The organism is Rubrobacter sp. M3-4 (genome assembly GCF_059772285.1).
The window spans coordinates 1-17,415 of the sequence record NZ_JCBAJP010000021.1; the positions used below are offsets into that span (position 1 = coordinate 1).

15 protein-coding genes are annotated in these 17,415 nt (G+C 69.2%); 8 read left to right on the plus strand and 7 right to left on the minus strand.

Features of this window, described 5'->3' with window-relative positions:
- Positions 1-107: 107 nt before the first annotated feature.
- Positions 108-1,013, plus strand: coding sequence for a golvesin C-terminal-like domain-containing protein (locus AC6EKW_RS14800; protein WP_273889461.1), 906 nt, complete (start codon positions 108-110; stop codon positions 1,011-1,013).
- A gap of 4 nt (positions 1,014-1,017) precedes the next feature.
- Here AC6EKW_RS14800 and AC6EKW_RS14805 read toward each other — a convergent pair whose 3' ends face one another.
- Genes AC6EKW_RS14805 through AC6EKW_RS14815 form a run of 3 tightly spaced genes read right to left on the minus strand, consistent with a single transcriptional unit; the run spans position 1,018 to position 4,271 of the window.
- The gene (locus tag AC6EKW_RS14805; RefSeq protein ID WP_273889460.1) at positions 1,018-2,676 is read right to left on the minus strand and encodes an FAD-binding dehydrogenase; all 1,659 of its coding nucleotides are present in this window, start codon (positions 2,674-2,676) and stop codon (positions 1,018-1,020) included.
- 27 nt (positions 2,677-2,703) lie between these two features.
- Positions 2,704-3,609, minus strand: a complete 906-nt coding sequence (locus AC6EKW_RS14810) for a hypothetical protein (RefSeq protein ID WP_273889458.1) — start codon at positions 3,607-3,609, stop codon at positions 2,704-2,706.
- Between the two features lie 56 nt (positions 3,610-3,665).
- Entirely contained in the window at positions 3,666-4,271 is a 606-nt protein-coding gene (locus AC6EKW_RS14815; protein ID WP_273889457.1) for a metallophosphoesterase family protein, read from the minus strand.
- 126 nt (positions 4,272-4,397) lie between these two features.
- Between AC6EKW_RS14815 and AC6EKW_RS14820 the strand changes: the two genes are divergently transcribed.
- From AC6EKW_RS14820 to AC6EKW_RS14850, 7 genes are all read left to right on the plus strand, one after another.
- Positions 4,398-5,774 (plus strand): MFS transporter, encoded by a 1,377-nt coding sequence (locus AC6EKW_RS14820; protein ID WP_498514809.1) that lies wholly within the window; start codon positions 4,398-4,400, stop codon positions 5,772-5,774.
- A gap of 58 nt (positions 5,775-5,832) precedes the next feature.
- Positions 5,833-6,237: an NUDIX domain-containing protein gene (locus tag AC6EKW_RS14825; RefSeq protein ID WP_498514810.1), complete on the plus strand. Its 405-nt coding sequence runs from the start codon at positions 5,833-5,835 to the stop codon at positions 6,235-6,237.
- 54 nt (positions 6,238-6,291) lie between these two features.
- Complete coding sequence (locus tag AC6EKW_RS14830; protein WP_273889454.1) at positions 6,292-6,675, plus strand: hypothetical protein; 384 nt, start codon at positions 6,292-6,294, stop codon at positions 6,673-6,675.
- Positions 6,676-6,881: 206 nt separating this feature from the next.
- Positions 6,882-8,420, plus strand: coding sequence for a glycoside hydrolase (locus AC6EKW_RS14835; RefSeq protein ID WP_273889453.1), 1,539 nt, complete (start codon positions 6,882-6,884; stop codon positions 8,418-8,420).
- Positions 8,417-10,630: a glycoside hydrolase family 2 protein gene (locus AC6EKW_RS14840; RefSeq protein WP_498514811.1), complete on the plus strand. Its 2,214-nt coding sequence runs from the start codon at positions 8,417-8,419 to the stop codon at positions 10,628-10,630. Before AC6EKW_RS14835 ends, AC6EKW_RS14840 begins: the two co-directional genes overlap by 4 nt.
- Positions 10,631-10,677: 47 nt before the next feature.
- Positions 10,678-11,421 carry an MBL fold metallo-hydrolase gene (locus AC6EKW_RS14845; protein ID WP_273889463.1) on the plus strand — a complete coding sequence of 248 codons (744 nt, stop codon included), beginning with the start codon at positions 10,678-10,680 and terminating at the stop codon, positions 11,419-11,421.
- A 2-nt stretch (positions 11,422-11,423) separates the two neighbouring features.
- A complete protein-coding gene (locus AC6EKW_RS14850) occupies positions 11,424-12,344 on the plus strand; it encodes an aldo/keto reductase (RefSeq protein WP_498514812.1) in 921 nt (306 codons plus the stop codon).
- A gap of 24 nt (positions 12,345-12,368) precedes the next feature.
- On the opposite strand, the gene AC6EKW_RS14855 is transcribed toward AC6EKW_RS14850, so the two are convergent.
- Genes AC6EKW_RS14855 through AC6EKW_RS14870 form a run of 4 tightly spaced genes read right to left on the minus strand, consistent with a single transcriptional unit; the run spans position 12,369 to position 17,312 of the window.
- A complete protein-coding gene (locus AC6EKW_RS14855; RefSeq protein WP_498514813.1) occupies positions 12,369-13,925 on the minus strand; it encodes a phytoene desaturase family protein in 1,557 nt (518 codons plus the stop codon).
- On the minus strand, positions 13,922-14,617 hold the full coding sequence (locus AC6EKW_RS14860) for an MBL fold metallo-hydrolase (RefSeq protein WP_498514814.1): 696 nt from the start codon (positions 14,615-14,617) through the stop codon (positions 13,922-13,924). The genes AC6EKW_RS14855 and AC6EKW_RS14860 overlap by 4 nt, the downstream gene beginning before the upstream one ends.
- Before the next feature lie 32 nt (positions 14,618-14,649).
- The gene (locus AC6EKW_RS14865; protein WP_498514815.1) at positions 14,650-16,479 is read right to left on the minus strand and encodes a S9 family peptidase; all 1,830 of its coding nucleotides are present in this window, start codon (positions 16,477-16,479) and stop codon (positions 14,650-14,652) included.
- 11 nt (positions 16,480-16,490) lie between these two features.
- Positions 16,491-17,312: a MerR family transcriptional regulator gene (locus tag AC6EKW_RS14870; protein WP_273889470.1), complete on the minus strand. Its 822-nt coding sequence runs from the start codon at positions 17,310-17,312 to the stop codon at positions 16,491-16,493.
- Positions 17,313-17,415 lie beyond the last annotated feature (103 nt).

Below are 17,415 nucleotides of genomic sequence, written 5' to 3' on the forward strand. Positions count from 1 at the left end.
GTGCAAGAGGGCGGGAGCCGCTCCCCGAAAGCTCCCGCCCTTTCAGCGGGCTGCGCTCGTTTCGTCTATACTGCCCCGAAAAGATTGTCCGGACTTGGAGGGGGGAAATGGACCGGAGATCAAAACACCTCTCTGCCGCGCTCGCCCTCGCGGCGGCGGTTCTCGCTTATCTGGCCTTCGTACCCGTGGCCGGGGCCGCGCCCTACACGCAGGTGGTCGACAACGCCACCAAGGGGAGGTTCTCCGCTTCCCGGGCGTGGGGTTACAGCCACTGGAGCGACCAGAAGTACGGCAGAAACTACCGCTTCGCGAAACCGGCCGGAAAGCAGGACCCGGCCTCGTTCAAAGTTCGGGTCCCGCGGACGGCGCGCTACGTGGTCTACGCCCGCTGGCCGGCCAACCAGGGCTACAACGGTCGTGTGCGCGTCGGGGTCAGGACGACCTCCGGCTGGCGTTGGATGCACGTCGACCAGCGCAGGAACGGTGGAAGGTGGGTTCGTCTCGGGGTATTCCGGCTCGGGGCCGGCGACCAGTGGCGGGTGAGGATCACCCGCCAGTCGAGCTCTCAGGGGTACATCATCGCGGATGCGGTCAAGGTCGTGCGCTACGTCCGCAACCGTCAGAGCGGGTACACCGGGGCGGACGTGCTGCGGGTGGCCAGGAGCTGGCTCGGAGTGCCCTACCGCTACGGTGGGGCCTCGCGCGACGGCGTCGACTGCTCGGGGCTCACGATGCGGGTCTTCGGGCAGCTCGGCGTGAGCCTGCCGCACAACGCGGCCCAGCAGTACGACAGCCCGGTGGGAAAGAAAGTCCCGCGCACCGACCTCAAGCGGGGCTACCTCGTCTTCGGGTACGCCAGCGGCTACGGGCCCGGGATAACCCACGTCGGGATCCTCACCGGCGACGGGCGCATGATCCACGCGCCCGAGCCCGGCACGGTGGTGCGCTACGACAGGATCCCGGCGGGCTGGTACCACATCGTGGGTGTCAAGGAGATCTTCCCGGCCGGCTGAGCTCCTACAGGATGTCCGAAGCGGCGGCCCGTCCGGCCGCCCTGCCGGAGAACAGGCATCCGCCCAGGAAGGTCCCCTCGAGCGAGCGGTAGCCGTGCATCCCCCCACCCCCGAAGCCTGCCGCCTCCCCGGCGGCGTAGAGGCCCGGGATGGGTGTGCCGTCGGCCCCGAGCGCCCGCGAGGAGAGGTCGGTCTGTATGCCGCCGAGGGTCTTGCGGGTCAGGATGCGCAGCCGCACCGCGACGAGCGGACCGGCGCCGGGATCGAGCAACCGGTGGGGCCTTGCGGCCCGGATGAGCCTGTCGCCCGCGTAGCGGCGGGCCTCCCGGATCGCCGCCACCTGCAGGTCCTTGCCGAACGGGTTCGCGAGCTCGCGGTCGCGGGCGACGATCTCCTCCTTCAGCAGCGCCGGATCGAGGGGTGGGTCGCCGCCTGTGAGGGCGTTCATCCTCCGCGCGAGCTCGGGGACGGTGCGGGCGGTGACGAAGTCCCGGCCCGCGCGCACGAACCCCTTTACCGGGGCCGGCGCGCCCGGAAGCAGCCGCCCGAGCACCCGGGGGACGCTCCTTGCGGTTAGGTCCGGGTTCTGGTCCGAGCCGGAGAGGGCGAACTCCTTCTCGAGTATCCGGCGCGTGAGCACGAACCAGGTGTGGTCGTATCCGGTCTGCAGGATGTGCCGGAGGGTGCCCAGGGTGTCGAAGCCGGGGAAGAGGGGGGGCGGCAGCCGGCGGCCGCGGGCGTCGAGCCACAGCGAGGAGGGGCCGGGGAGGATGCGTATGCCGTGGTTCTCCCAGATCGGGTCCGGGTACTCGATCCCCTCGGTGTAGTGCCACATGCGGTCGAGGTTCGTGAGGTGGGCCCCGGCTCTCGCCGCGACCTCGAGCATCCCGCCGTCGACGTGGGCCGGAACCCCGCAGAGCATCCGTCGCGGTGGTCGTCCGAGCCATCCGGGCCAGTTTCTGCGCACCAGCCCGTGGTTGCCGCCGAGCCCGCCGGAGGCGACGATGACGGCCTGAGCCCGGAGCGAGAACTCCCCGACCACCCGGCGCGAGCTCGCTCTCCCGCGCTCCGCGCCGCCAGGTTCGAGGATCTCACCGTGCACGCCGCAGACGTGTCCGCCCTCCGCCTCGAGCGCCGTGACCCGGTGTCTGAAGCGGAGCGAGACCCTGCCCCGCCTCTCGGCCGCGCGGAGCCTCTCGACGAAGGGTTCGAGGAGACCGGGGCCTGTGCCCCACACGATGTGGAACCTCGGGACCGAGTTTCCCGGCCCGGAGGCCCCCCGGCCCCCGCGCTCGGCCCAGCCGACTATCGGGAAGAAGCCGACCCCGAGGCTCCGGAGCCAGGAGCGCTTCTCGCCCGCGGCGAACTCCACGTAGGCCTCGGCCCACCGGCGCGCCCAGCGGTCCTCCTCGCGGTCGAAGCCAGCGGTTCCCATCCAGTCCTGGAGCGCGAGCTCCACCGAGTCCCTTATCCCGAACCGCCGCTGCTCGGGGGAGTCGACGAGGAAGAGCCCGCCGAAGGACCAGTACGCCTGCCCGCCGAGCGACCGTTCGGGTTCCTGGTCGAGCAGGATCACGCGCCTTCCGGCCCCGGCGAGCTCGCAGGCGGCGACCAGCCCCGCGAGCCCCGCCCCGACGACTATCGCATCAGCGTCCTGGTGCAAGCTCCGCCCTCCCTGCGAAGGTTCACCTCAGTGGTCGCCGTCCCGGTGCAGCAGGGGCAGGCGGAGGGTCCTGCGCTCGCGGCGGAGGAGATCCTCCTTCGCGTCGGAGGGGCTCACCGAGTCGTCGCGGGTCTCGAGCGCGAGCCGCTCCCGGTGCTCGACGATCCAGAGGTAGAGGTCGAGCTCGGTGCGGCCGGGGAAGGCGTCTAGCACCCTCTCCTCCCGGATCATCTCGACTATCGGGCGGTAGGAGTACTCGTACCAGTCGCGCAGGACCTCCTCGGGAGAGACGTAGCGGCGCCAGAGCTGGGAGAGCCTGAAGCCGTGGGCCTCGATGTAGGAGGCCAGCCTCCGGTAGTCCCCGACGTCCGAGAAGCGCACCTCTATCTCCGGCAGGACACGGTCCATCGGGAGGCGTTCGAGCAACCTGCGCTGCTCGAGCTTGTGCAAAAGCTCCGCGGGGGTGATGCTCGCGTCTATAGGGACGCGGGTGCGCAGCTCGGTCACCTCGGCGTCGATCATCTCGACCCCCTGCATGCGGGCGACCGAGACCCGGTGGTTGCCGTCCTGCACGAAGTAGGCGTCCCCGATCTTGTAGAGGCTTATGGGGGGCAGCTCCTCCGCGCGGTGCATGAGCTGGTCGATCCTCTTCCAGCGCACCCCGAGGTCGCGTTTGGATGGCAGGAAGGCCCGGTCGAAGTCGCGGTGGCGCCCGACGCTGCCGACGATCTTGTCGACCGGGACGACCCGCATCCCGAGGTAGACCTGCTCGACGGCCCCGAGCGCTTTTTTTACCTCCTCGAAGGAGAGCAGCTGGTTCGAGGCCGGGTCGTTGCGCAGGAAGGCACCTAGCCTGCGCAGGAAGGCCTTCCTGCGCGCCACGCTGAAGTCCCGGTCTGCCTGGGCTCCGGAGCCGATGAGATCGCTGGCCACGAACGAGAATTTATACCGGGCCGGCACCGGTTACAAGGTGGTTCATGATGCGTATCTCAAACTTCGAGGATGCGGTGTCCGAAGACGTTCACCACCCTGGTCGAGCCCCTCTTCGTTACACGCTCCGGCTCCGGGCCGTAGAGGTGGACGTGGCCGTGCAGCCAGAGGGACGGGTGGTGCCGGTCTATGAGCTTGAGGTACGATTCGAAGCCGGTGTGGCAGACGTCCTCCCTGTCTCCGAGGCCGAAGGGCGGCGCGTGGGAGACGAAGATGTCGGGGGCGGGTCTGCCGAACAGCGTGCGCCTCCTTATGTGTGAAGAGAGGCGTCGGGCGCGGCGGCGCATCTGGCGCTCGGTGTACTGGTTGGGACCGTCCGAGTAGAGGTGGGAGCCCGAGAGGCCGGCGAGGGCGTGCCCGCCGAGCTCCTCGATGCGCCCGTCGAGTGGGGTGCACCCGCCGGGGTGCTTCCCGTTCTCAGGAGCGGGATCGTGGTTGCCGAGGACGTAGAAGAGGGGCACGCCGAGGACCGTGACGAGGTACTCGAGGTAGTCGAAGGGGAGGTCTCCGCAGGAGACGACCGCCTCCACCCCCCCGGCGTAGGACTCGAGCGCGGGCCCGTAGAGCACCCGCTCCACCTCGTCGCTGACCGCAAGGATCTTCATGTCTTCCTCTCCCGCACCATACACACAAAGGATAACGCCTCGTGGAGGCCGGGCGGCGTGCGTGGTGCTAGAACATCACCAAGAGGGCTTGTTGCCGGTTTGCGAGATCCATCAGGAGTCCATGGCTTGAACGAGAGACCTCGAACGAAACACGAAGACGGCCCACGTGGCTACCGGGCCGTCTTCGTCGCGCTCCTCGTCGCGGACATCGCCTTCGCCTTCCAGCAGACGGCGGTGATCCCGGCCATCCCGACCATCGAGCGGGACTTCGGCTCCACCCCCGAGTGGAGCGCGTGGCTGCTCTCGGGGTACCTGATCGTCTCCTCCGCCGCCACGCCTTTCGTGGGCAGGCTCGGCGACCGTCGCGGGCGCAGGCGGATGCTCCTGTGGGCGCTGGGGGTCTTTCTGGTGGGATCGGTGGGCGCGGCGCTCTCGCCGGACATCGCCGTCCTCGTCTTCTTCCGCGGGTTGCAGGGGATAGGTGGAGCGGTCTTCCCCCTGACCTTCGCTCTGGTGCGCGATGTGCTGCCCGCGGACCGCCTGGGCACGGCGATCGGGGCGCTGACCGGGGGGTTCGGGATCGGGACCGCCCTCGGCCTCGGCCTCGGCGGCCTCATCGCCGGGTTTGCTTCCTGGCGGCTGATCTTCGCCGTCGGAGGGGTGGCCATCTTTGCCGGGATGACGCTCGTCGCCCTCTTCGTCCCGCCTTCTTCCCGGCGAGGAAGAGAGGGCCGGCTGGACGTCGCCGGAGGAGTCCTCTTCGGCGGGTCGCTCGCCGCGCTGCTCCTGGCGTTGACCGAAGGGGTCTCTTTGGGCTGGACCTCCGGGGTGGTCGTGGGGCTCTTCGTTCTCGCCTGCGCGCTGCTCGCCGGATGGGTGGTGCGCGAGCTGCGGACCGAGAACCCGCTGATAGACCTGCACGTCTTCGGAGCGCCGGCGGTGCTCCGCACGAACCTGGCCACCATGACGTTGGGGTACGCGCTCTTCGGCAGCTATTTTTTGATCCCCCAGCTCGTAGAGTCCGCGCACGGGGCCGCCGGAGCAGGGCTCTTCCTGGTGCCGGGCGCCCTGGGGCAGCTCGCCGCTGGCCCTCTCTCGGGAGCCATCGGCCGCCGGTTGCGATCGAAGTGGACCTTCGCCGGCGGGATGCTGCTCGCCGCCGCTGGGACCGCGTTGCTCGCCGTCTGGCACGAAGAGCCCTGGCAGATCGGGCCGGAGATGTTCCTGCTCGGGTTCGGGATGGGCTTCGGCGTGAGCTCCGGCGGAAACCTCGTCACCCGCGCCGTGAGCGTGCGCGACACGGGCATATCGAACGCGTTGAACAGCGTCCTGCGCCGGGTCGGGGGTGGCATCGGCGGGCAGGTCGGGGCGGTGCTCCTCGCCACGTTCACCACCTCCGGAGGACCGGCACAGGTGGCGTTCGCAGTTGCTTTCGCCGTCTCGGCCGTTCTGTGCCTGCTCGGGGCCGGGCTCGCCGCTCTGATCCCCGAGGGACGGGGTTGAGGACCGCGCGTACGGGTAAAGAGAGCGCGGTGTCGTTTCGAGAGGAGGTTTGCCGGATATGCCCGCACCAGAGACACCGAAGCTCACGGTGGACGTCGTGATCCCGGACCGGGACGGCAGGGTCGTCCTGATCCGCCGGGCCAACGAACCTTTCAGAGGCCGCTGGGCGCTGCCGGGTGGGTTCGTGGACGTCGGCGAGACGGTCGAGCAGGCCGCCCGCCGCGAGGTCCGGGAGGAGACCGGGCTCGAAGTCGAGCTGGAGCGGCTCGTCGGGGTCTATTCCGAACCGGCCCGGGACCCACGGGGCCACAACGTCTCGGTGGCGTTTCTGGCCCATCCCGTGGGCGGCGACGCCGAGCCCCGGGGCTCCGACGACGCCTCGGAGGCGCTGCTTCTGGACCCCGCCGTCGTCGAGCTCGCCTTCGACCACGACCGGATAATCCGGGATGCGCTGGGCGGCTGAGCGGGTGTTATCCTTGCCCGTATGAGGTTCCTTTTCCGAAGGCGCGGGGGAGGAGTGCAGCTCTCTCTGGGCTACTCGCCCGGCGCCTTCACCCTCCCCGACGAACAGGAGATCTCGCCGCTGTACGCCTTCTTCGAGGTCGCCAACACGGGTGAGGTTGCTGCCGAGGTGCGGCGCATCGGGGTGGAGCCTGCGGACGGCTCCGGGGTGTTCTTCGGCGAGGGGTTCGAGGGGGAGCGCAGCCTGCCGTGCACGCTCTCACCCGGAGAGTCGGTTAGGTTCTGGGTGCGGGCGAAGACGCTCGCCCGCACGCTGCGGGACGCGGGCTACGGCGGGAGACCGCGCCTGCGGTTCGTGGCGGAGGATTCCTCCGGAGGGCGCCACGGCACAGGGTTCAGGTTCCGGGTCGACGAGTACCTGAACCTCAGGGACGAGTAGAGGAGGGGGGCTTGAGAGTGGTGTTCGAGATCCTGCGGCCGTACCCTGAAGTGCAGGGTTGGGAGGCCGCCGATGGTGGTCATCGTTCTACCGGCCACCGCAGGGATCCCACGGTACAAAACCTTGCCGGGCGCAGAAGCGTACCATCTTATGCACCCTCTTGCACCGGCCCGGTGCAAGCTCTTTGAGAAGCTTTTCGGCGCTCGATGGGTGAGATGCGTTTGGGATTCGGAGAGAAGATCAGTCGGAGGGACCTCCTGAAGCTCGGGGTGACCGGAGCCGCCGCGGCGGCCATCGCCGCGGGCGGCAGGAAGCCCTGGTTCCTATCGGAGGACCGTTCCTCTGTGGCATCCGTCAGGAAGGACCCTTCCCAGATCATGCAGGGCTTCGGGGCCTCGGGGGCCTGGTGGCCCAACGACCTCGTCCACTTCGACCCCGGAGTGCAGAGGAGGGTGGGCGAGCTTCTCTTCGACCGGGAGAAGGGTATAGGGCTCAGCGTCTACCGCTACAACATCGGCGGAGGAGGGGTGGGGGTGAGGATCCCCGAGCACGCACCCCAGACCTTCCTGGTGCGTCCCGGCGTCTACGACTGGAGCCGCGACCCGGGCGGAAGGCTCTTCCTGGAGCTCGCCGCCGGGCATGGGGTCCCGATCATCGTCGGTTTCGCGAACAGCGCCCCTGCGATCTGGATCACCAACCACCTGAACACGGGTGGGTACCTGATCCGCGGCGCCGAACCGCACTACGCCCGCTACCTGGCGGACGTGGCGGAGCATTTCCGGAGCGAGGGTATAACCCTCTCGTACATAAGCCCGATGAACGAGCCGGACTACGTCTGGGGCGGGGGGGTGCAGGAGGGGATGGCCGTCCCGATCATCCAGCGGGCGATACTGGTCGAGCACCTGGGGCGGGAGCTCGCCCGCCGCGCCCCGCACTCGCGCGTCGTCGCCGACGAGTCGAGCCAGGTGGGCAGCCAGTTCATCCCCGAGGTCCCGGCCTGGATGAACGTCCCGGCAGCGGCGGAGCAGGTCGCAGCCCTCGCCCACCACACGTACGACTACCCGGACGACGCGACGCTCCGGCGGGCCCGGCGGCTCGTCGGGGAGTTCTTCGACCGCCCGCTGTGGATGACCGAGATCAGCTGCTGGGACAGCCGGACGAAGACCTATGGCAGGCAGTACGACCCGACGATGACCAATGCGCTGTGGATGGCCGGCGCGATTCATCAGGACCTCACCCAGGCGAACGACGCGGCCTGGCACTGGTGGGTGGCGCTCTCTTCTGCCCTCGGCTGTGACCCGATGAAAGACCCCTCCTGTCCCTACCGTATGAACTACCTCGGCTACGACAAGGGCCTCATCTACTACGACCCGGACTACCGGGAGAACGGCAACCAGCAGCTCTACCTGACCAAGCGCTACTGGGTCATGGGTAACTTCAGCCGCTTCGTCCGCCCCGGATACCTGCGCCACGACGTGCTCGGCGCTCCCGCGGGCCTCAAGGTGCTGGCTTTCTCGGGCGGTGGCGGGTGGCAGATCGTCGCCACGAACGACTCCCGCTCACCTCGCACCCTGCGCCTGCGCCTCCCAGAGCCGCACCTTCATCCTACCGCCGCCTACGAGACGAGCGAGAGCCGCAACCTCGAGCCGGTGGCCCCGCCGTCGGTGCACCGCGACCTGCTCGTCGCCGCCCTTTCCCCCCGCAGCGTCACCACCCTGCTCCTCCAGCGCCGCCGCCGGGCGTGATCCCGCTCGACGGCGGCTGGCTCTTCGGCGGGCGGATGAGAGAAGGGGCCCACCTGCCCGGCTTCGACGATTCCGGCTTCGAGCCCGTCACGCTCCCCCACTCCGTCGCCCGCCTCCCCTGGCACGACGTGGACCGCTCCCGCTACGAGGGGGTCTGGATCTACCGCCGGCACTTGACCCCACCGGCGGTCTGGACCGGGAAGCGCGCCTTCGTCAGCTTCGAGGGAGCGATGTGTGTATCGAAGGTTTATATCAACGGTACGCTGCTCGGCGAGAACAGGGGCGGCTACACCCCGTTCTGCTTCGAGCTCACCGGGCACCTCGTTCCGGAGGAGGACAACCTGCTCTCGGTCGTGCTCGACACCCGGCGGAGCCTGCGGGACGTCCCTCCCTTCGGCGGGAGGGCTCTCGATTTCGACACCTTCGGCGGGATACACCGGGGCGTCTCGCTCGAGGTGGTGCCCGATACGTTCGTCTCAGACGTGTTCGTACGGGTGGGGCAGAGGGGGGTGGTGGAGGCGCTGCTCTCGCTCGACGGGCCGCCGGAGGAAGGCCTCTCGGTCCGTGTCCTCCTGCTCGACGGCGGGTGCGTCGTTGCGGAGGGTCGCGGGGGCGTCGCCCGCGGGACCGTACGCATCCCGCTCTGCGGGGTCGGGGAGGTGGAGCGGTGGGACGTCGAGCATCCGAGGCTCTACGAGGTCGAGGCGCGTCTCATGCGTAGGGGGCTCGAGGTCCATCGCAGGAGGGTGCGCACGGGCTTCAGGGAGGCGCGTTTCACGCCGGAGGGCTTCTTCCTCAACGGCCGGCGTCTTCAGATAAGAGGTCTCAACCGGCACGAGCTCTTCCCCCACGTCGGCGGGGCGATGCCCGCGCGAATCCAGCGCAAAGACGCCGAGATCCTCAAAAGAGAGCTTGGCTGCAACATGGTCCGCTGCTCGCACTATCCGCAGTCGGAGGCCTTCCTCGACGCCTGCGACGAGCTCGGGCTCCTGGTCTGGGAGGAGATGCCCGGCTGGCACCACGTCGGCGGAAGGAGGTGGCGGGCGGCGGCGGCGGAGGGCGTGCGGCGTATGATCCTGCGCGACCGCAACCGCCCTTCGGTCGTCGTGTGGGGCGTGAGGGTGAACGAATCCGACCGCGACCACCCCGGCTTCTTCGCCTCGCTCAACCGCCTCGCCCACGGTCTCGACGGCACCCGCCAGACCGCCGGCGCGTACCACAGGAGAAGCCATCCCCTGCGTCAGGACGTCTTCGGACACAACGACTACAGCTTCCCGCCGGGACCGCCCCACAGACCGCTCTACCTCGTCTCCGAGGCCGTGGGGCAGAAGGCGCCCGGGAAGCTGCGGGGGTTCCGCCGCCACTACCGGCGCACCGACCCACCCCGGGTGCAGACCCTGCAGGCGATGCGCCACGCGCGGGCCCACGAGGCGGCCGCGGGCGACCGGCGCATCGCCGGGGTGCTCGGCTGGTGCGCCTTCGACTACAACTCCCCGGTCGACTCCTCCCGGGACGTCAAGAGCCCCGGGGTCTGCGACGTCTTCCGGATCCCCAAACCGGGCGCCGCCTTCTACCGCGCGCAGAGGGACATCGCCGAAGGGCCGGTCATAGAGCCCGCCTTCTACTGGTACTTCGGGCCGGAGACGCCGGACGGGCCGGGCGGGGAGGCCCCGATCTTCTCGAACTGCGAGCGCCTCGAGGTCTATATGGACGGGGAGCACCATTCCACCCTGTTCCCCGACCGCAGCCGCTACGGCAACCTGCCCCACCCGCCCTTCTTCGCCGACCTCAGGGTCGTACGGGGGAGCAGGCCTGAGCTCGAGATAGACGGCTACGTGGGGGCGAGGAAGGTCGCCTCCAGGGTGTTCTCGGCGGACGAGGAGCAGGACCGGCTCACCGTCTCCTCCGATGACGCCGGGATATCCGGCGACGGCTCGGACGCAACAAGGGTCGTCTTCTGCATCACCGACCGCTACGGGAACGCGCGTCCCCGCGCCGCGGGAGAGGTCGTGTTGGATCTGGAGGGACCCGGTGAGATCATAGGGGAGAACCCCTTCGACCTCGGAGAGGCGGGCGGGGCCGGCGCGGTCTGGGTGCGGGGGGTGCGCGGCGGGGAGGGGGTGGTGAGGGTGCGGGCCCGCTGCCGGGAGTACGGGGAGGGGGAGGTCCGGATCCAGGTGCACAGGATGCCGGAGGAGCCGGGGATATAATCGTCTCCGGATATTTTGGAACGGGATCTTTCGAGAGGGGGTATTTCGTGAAGCAGGTTGCAGACGGCGTCTTCGCGCTCGAGCTCGAGATGAACCTCTCGGGACGCAGCCGCGTGATCCACCCGGTCCTCATCGCCGGGGCCGAGGGCGCGACGCTCGTGGACGCAGGGCTCCCCGGACAGCTCGACGATCTGAGGCGGGAAGTCGCGGCGGCCGGCGCGGACTTCGGGGATATCCGGCGCGTCGTCCTAACCCACCAGGACATAGACCACATCGGGGCTCTCCCGGAAGTCGTCGGGGCGCTCGAGGGAGACGTCGAGGTCCTGGCGCACGAGGACGACCGGCCGTACATCGAGGGCGAGCGCACCCCGATAAAGCTCAGCCCCGAGCGGTTGGCGCGGATGGTCTCCTCGCTCCCCGGCGATGAGCGGCGGCGTATGGAGAGCCTTCTTGCCAGCCCGCCCTCCGCCAGGCTCACCCGCACCCTCTCCGACGGGGAGGTGCTGCCGGTCCACGGCGGGATAAGGGTCATCCACACCCCCGGCCACACCCCGGGGCACATCAGCCTCTTCCTGGAGGGTGCGCGGGTCCTTATCTCCGGCGACGAGCTCAACGTCGAGGACGGCGAGCTCGTCGGTCCGGCCGAAGGCGCGACCCCGGACATGGAGCGGGCGCTGGCATCCCTCGCGAAGCTCGCGCCCTGCGATGTGGAGTACGTGATCTGCTACCACGGCGGAGTCTACGGCCCGGGGGCCCGGGAGAGGATCTCCGCCCTCGCGGAGGGGAGGTAGAGATGGAGTACAGGAAGATCGGCTCGCTCTCGGTCTCGGTCGTCGGGCTGGGATGCAACAACTTCGGGTGGCGGCTCGACGAGCGTGAGACCGCAGGCGTGGTCGCCGCCGCGCTCGATGCGGGCGTAAACTTCTTCGACACCGCGGACGTCTACGGCGGGACCAGAAGCGAGGAGTTCCTCGGACGGGCGCTCGGCTCCCGGCGCGAGGAAGCCGTGATCGCCACCAAGTTCGGCAGCGAGATCGACGAGGAGCGAAAAGGAGCCCACCCCGACTACGTCCGGCGGGCCGTCGAGGACAGCCTCAGGCGCCTCGGCACCGACTACATAGACCTCTACCAGCTCCACCGGCCCGACCCGGAGGTGCCGATAGGAGAGACGCTCGCCGCGCTCGACGAACTGGTGAAGGCGGGGAAGGTGCGTGAGATCGGCTGCTCGAACTTCTCCGCCGAGCAGCTCCGGGAGGCCGGGGAGGTGGTGCGCGACGGGGCGGCGCGATTCGTGAGCGTCCAGAACGAGTACAGCCTGCTCCACCGCGAACCGGAGCGGGAGGTGCTCCCCGAGTGCGAGCGGCAGGGAATGGCCTTCCTCCCGTACTTCCCGCTCGCCAACGGCCTCCTCACGGGCAAGTACCGCCGGGGACGGCCCGTACCGGAGGGAACCCGCATAGCCGGAAGCGAACGCTTCAGGAAGCTCCTCTCGGAGGAAAATCTGGAGGTGGTCGAGAGGCTGATCGCCTTCTCCGAAGAGCGTGGGCACACCATCCTCGACCTCGCCTTCTCCTGGCTCCTCTCCCGCCCCACGGTCGCCTCGGTCATCGCGGGGGCGACCTCGCCCGAACAGGTGCGGAGCAACGCCTCCGCCGCCGGGTGGAAGCTTACCGGCGACGATCTGGACAAGATGGAGACCATCCTTCCAGGGTAGGCGTCAGGCAGGGAGCGGAGCTCTTCAACCCCGCTTCGCGTCCCGCAGCACCTCGAGCGCGCAGTTGCGCCCCGGCGCCCCGAAGACCGCCCCGCCGGGCCAGACCCCGGCCCCGCAGAGGTAGAGTCCGCGGAGTGGCGTGCGGTAGCCGTCCAGCCCCGGCGCGGGCCTCCCGGAGAACATCAGCTCCGGCCGCATCTCGCCGTGGAAGATGTTGCCGCCGGTGATCCCGATCTTCTCCTCGATCTCGCGCGGGCCGAGCACCTCCATGCGTTCGACCGCTCCGGGGAGGTTCGGCGCGTACTGCGCGAGGGTCGCGACGATGTTCTCGCCGATCTCCTCGCGCCTCTCCTCCCAGCTGCCTTCCGCCAGGTCGTAGGGGGCGTACTGGGAGAAGATGCTCATCACGTGCCTGCCCGGAGGCGCGAGCCCGTCTTCGGTCGCGCTCTGGATGTACGCCTCGAGGAACGGCCTCTGCGAGGGGCGGCCGCGCGCGCAATCCTCCCACGCTCTCTGCAGGTAGTCCATGGAGGGGTTTATGACGATCGCGCCGGTGTGCTGCGGCCCGACCTCCTTCCCCGGCAGGGCCTCGAAGTCCGGGAGCTCGCCGAGCGCCAGGAAGACCTTGACCACGGAGCCCTTCACCGGCAGCCGTCTCACGCCCTCGACGAGTTCCTGCGGCAGCCTCTCCTCCCCCACCATCCCGAGGAAGGTCCGGTGCGGGTCGGCGCTCGAGAGGATGGTATCCGCCTCGAAAGAACGGCCGTCGGAGAGGACGACGCCGCGCACGCCCCCGTCGTCGAGCTCCACCCGCTCGACCTCTGCCCCGGTGAGGATCTCGGCCCCGTGCTCCCTGGCGGAGGAGGCGATCGCCTCCGCGACCTCACCCATCCCGCCGCGCACGTAGCCCCAGGCGCCCTGATGTCCCCCGACGCTGCCCAGGACGTGGTGGAACTTGACGTAGGCGGTGCCGGGATCGCGCGGCCCGGCGTTCGTCCCGATCACACCCCCCACGCACAGCGGGGCCTTGACCTCCTCGGACTCGAAGAAGCGGTCGAGTACCTCCGCGACGCTGGACTTGGTGAGGGTGCGCCAGTCCTCTTCGCCCTCCGGGCCGGAGAAGGCCGCCTCCAGCTGCGCGGGAGATGGGGCAGGGCCGAGCATGAGCGGGCGCATGCGGCCGATGATGCGATCCCACATCGCCTGGTAAGCGTCGTAGTTTTCGGCGTCCTTCTCGGAGAATCTGGCGATCTCCCGCTTCGTTCGTTCGGTATCGAGGTGGGAGATCATGTACCGCCCGTCCGGGAAGGGGACGAAGTACTGCGGGTCGAGCGGCCGGACGCTGTAGCCGTGGCGCGGGAGGTCGAGGTCCTTTACCACCTCGGGGAGGAGCAGGCTGCACACGTAAGAGCAGGTCGAGAGGCGGTGGCCGGGCCAGATCTCCTCGGTGACCGTCGCCCCACCGATGATCTCCCGCCGCTCGAGGACCAGGACGCGCAGCCTCGCGCGGGCGAGGTAGGCCGCGGCGATGAGGCCGTTGTGCCCCGCTCCCACGACTATCGCGTCGTAGCGACCGCTCACGACCTCTCCAGTGCGGCTCGCAGCGCGGCCCGGGCCCCGGCGCGCAGCGTCCCGCCGTGGGAGAAGACGACCGTCGCGAACTCCTCTTCGAGGAGCTTGCGGGCCGAGCGGCGCGCGAGCTCGTAGTCCGTGCAGAACGCGCGGCGCACCCCGACGCGGAGCCTGCGCGGCATGCAGCCGAAGGCGTCGGCGGTGAAGAGCAGCCCGTCATCGTCGCGCAGGAGCGAGACGTGCCCCAGAGTGTGCCCCGGCGTCGCGATGATCCGGAACCCCGAAACGAAGTCCCCCTCGTGCAGGACCTTCCCGACCGGCGCCGTGGGGAGGGCTGTCCTGGAGGACATCAGGCGCAGCAGACGTCCCTCCTGCACGTCGGGGGCTCTTCTGCCGGAGATCACCTCGGCCTCGCGCCCTGCGGCCCCGACCTCGGCCTGCGGTGCGATCTGCAGCATGCCCGGCAGCCCCCCGGTGTGGTCGGAGTGCTGGTGGGTGAGGAAGATGCGTCTTATCTCCTCCGGTCCGGAGCCGAGCGTGCCGAGCGCCTCCCTGATACGGCGCACGCTGCCGGCGACGCCGGTATCGACGAGCGTCCAGCCGTCGTCGTTCTCGAGCAGCAGGACGTTGACCGCGTTCGGGATTCCTACCGCGTCCACCCTGTAGACGCCCGGCGCTATCCTCTCCGGGGATTCGGCCATGTACGACGCCTCCTTTCTTTCCGGAAGCGAGTTTAACCGAGCCCGGGACCCTGCGCGAACGCCTCCCGGAAGAAGCGCGCCAGGCGCGGGTAGAGGACTCGCAGGTTCTTGGGGCGCGAGATGCCGTGCCCCTCGTCCGCGAAGGTCAAAAGTTCGTAGGGGATGCCGTGCCGTTCGAGTTCCTTCACCACCGCCCGGACGTTCTCGGGGGTGACGTTCGGGTCGCGCTCGCCCTGCACGATGAGCAGGCGCCCCCGGATGTTCTTCACGTTGTTGATCGGAGAGCGCTCGCGGTACTTCTCCGGGATCTCCTCCGGGGAGCCGCCCATCATCTCCTCGCTGTAGGGGCGGAGGTCGGGGCGGGTCGAGTAGTAGTCGACGACGAGGTCGGTCATCCCGCAGACAGGGGCCGCGGCGGCGACGATCTCGGGCGGGTAGCGGGTGATCGCGCACCACGCCGAGTACCCGCCGTAGGAGGTCCCCGTGACCCCGACCCGGTACGGTTCGGCGATCCCGGCCTCGATGAGCGCCTCGATCCCGCGCCTTATGTCCTCCTGCTCGCGCCCTCCCCAGCCGTCTTCTTTGATCTTCTCCTGGAACTCGAGCCCGAAGCCGGTGCTCCCCCTGTAGTTGGGGCAGAGGACGTTGAACCCGTTCGCGGCGAAAAACTGTACCTGGGCGTTGAACCTGTCCTCGCTCACGCTGGTCGGTCCGCCGTGGACGAGGACTACCGTACCGACTGCCTCCCCGCGTGCCCGGTAGAGCCAGCCCTGCACCTCGAGCCCGTCCACCGAGCGCCACCGGAAGTCCTCCGCGGGGACGAGGTCTTCGGGACGCAGCCTGGTCCTCTCCCACAGCCCGGTCAGGCTCCTCGTACCGGATGGGGAGGAGAGGACGAGGTCCGCCGGCTGCGTCGAGGAGTAGAGGAGCCCGGCCCACTCTCCCTCCCGCACCCGGACGAGCGGGACGAAGCTCCCCGTCGTGCGCGGCGGCTGGCTCTCCTCCCCGCTCTCCGGGTCCACGAGCACCGCCGAGAGGCGCCCCTCCCGCATCTCCGCCGCGACCAGCGGGCCTCCAGGCGGGGCGAAGGCGTACTCGACGTTGCGGCGCGGGTCGTCGATGAGCCACCTCATACGGCCATCCTCCGCGTCGAATGTCCCGAGCCTGCGCCTCCCTTCCGCCTCGGCGGTGAAGACGATGCGGCGTCCGTCGGGGAGCCACGAGGCCTCGACCTTGGTCTCCGGCCCGAAGTTCAGCACCTCGTGGTCCCCGCCCCCCTTGATGTCCGTGATCCAGACCTGTCGTCCCGCAGGGTCGAGGTCGCTGCGGTGGTAGAGCACGCGGTCTCCCCGGGGGCTCAGGCGCGGCTCCAGGTAGCCGCTCCTCCGCGGGGTCGCAAGCACGAGCCTCTCTCCAGTTTTTACGTCCTGGCGGAAGACGCGGTATACCTCGTCCTCCTTCCCGCTCTCGGGGTCGAGGTTCGCCGCGTAGACGAGCCATCGTCCGTTCGGGTGCAGCTCGCCGCCCTGGATGAAGAAGCGGGGCCTCTCATCGGTGAGCGGGACGAGCTCGCCCGGTCTCTCGAGCCGGACGAGGTAGAGGACGGACCTTTCGTCGCCGCCGGTATCCTGCTCGACGATGAGGCCGCTCCCGTCCGGGGTCCAGGAGACGGGGTAGGCGTTCTCATCCGTCTCGGTCAGGCGCACCGGCTCGCCGGAGCCGTCTACCGGGGCCGCATACACGTCGGCGGTCGGCGCGAGGCGCGACCAGCTCCAGGCCACGTGCCGCCCGTCGCGGGAGACGACGGGTCCGGAGAGGGCGGGTAGCGAGAGCAGCGCTTCCAGCCGGGCTTCTGGTTCCAATTCGATCCCTTCTAGAACGTCGGGGGGTTGTTCACGTAGATCATCTCGGCGTGGGTCTCCGGTGCCCACCAGCGGTGCGGGACCGTGGAGGGGAAGTAGAGGGTGTCCCCGGGCTCGAGGTGGTAGCATCCGTTGTCCTTGAGCTCTACGGTGAGCTTGCCGGAGAGCAGATGGATGAACTCCTCCCCGGTGTGCGAGTAGAATCCTTCGCTTCCGGCACCGGCTGGAACGTAGACGTAGGACGGGTCCATCGCCCGCCCCCCCGGCGCCATCTCCTCGAAGCGTACGCCGTTCTCCCAGCGCATCACGGCCCTTTCGCCGGCACGTACCAGCGGTGAGTCGTGTACGACGTCCACGCCGAAGAGCTCCCGCATGTTCACCCCATAAGCATCCGCGAGGCGCCTGAGCGAGGCGACCGAGGCACCCGAACCGCCGCGCTCGAGCGCCGAGATGAACGAGACCGAGAGCCCGGTGGCCTCGGAGACCTCCCGAAGCGTCTTGCGCCGCTTGAGCCTGAGCCGACGCAGCCGCTCGCCGGGCGCGGCTCCCTTCCCGGTCACCGCGTCGCACGCGACGGCCGGCCCTATCTGTTTTCGGATGGCGGCGAAGTTGAGCCCTTCGACGCTCCGCAGGTGTTTTATCTGGCGGAGGCGCTCGATGTCCCGGCTGGTGTAGATCCTGTACCCGCGCTCGGTGCGCCGGGGATGGATGAGACGCTCTCTTTCCCACAGACGTAGCGTCTGCGCGGAGACACCGACGACCCTGGCCGCCTCCCCTATCTTGAAGGCCGCCTCGTCCGGGGCTTCCCCTGGGTTGCCGGTGAAGCTTCTCATATATCGATGTAAGTATACTTCCAAACGAGAGCGTCCGGCTCCGTCACGGCCGAAGAAGCCTTATGCTATACATGGCTTGGGTCTTCTGGCGAGGGAAAGGTTG

Bases quoted from the DNA above. Each gene is read 5' to 3' on its own strand.
- AC6EKW_RS14860 (WP_498514814.1), bottom strand. From the start codon at position 14,617: ATGGCCGAATCCCCGGAGAGGATAGCGCCGGGCGTCTACAGGGTGGAC.
- AC6EKW_RS14825 (WP_498514810.1), top strand. From the start codon at position 5,833: ATGCCCGCACCAGAGACACCGAAGCTCACGGTGGACGTCGTGATCCCG.
- AC6EKW_RS14815 (WP_273889457.1), bottom strand. From the start codon at position 4,271: ATGAAGATCCTTGCGGTCAGCGACGAGGTGGAGCGGGTGCTCTACGGG.
- AC6EKW_RS14835 (WP_273889453.1), top strand. From the start codon at position 6,882: ATGGGTGAGATGCGTTTGGGATTCGGAGAGAAGATCAGTCGGAGGGAC.
- AC6EKW_RS14800 (WP_273889461.1), top strand. From the start codon at position 108: ATGGACCGGAGATCAAAACACCTCTCTGCCGCGCTCGCCCTCGCGGCG.
- AC6EKW_RS14870 (WP_273889470.1), bottom strand. From the start codon at position 17,312: ATGAGAAGCTTCACCGGCAACCCAGGGGAAGCCCCGGACGAGGCGGCC.
- AC6EKW_RS14850 (WP_498514812.1), top strand. From the start codon at position 11,424: ATGGAGTACAGGAAGATCGGCTCGCTCTCGGTCTCGGTCGTCGGGCTG.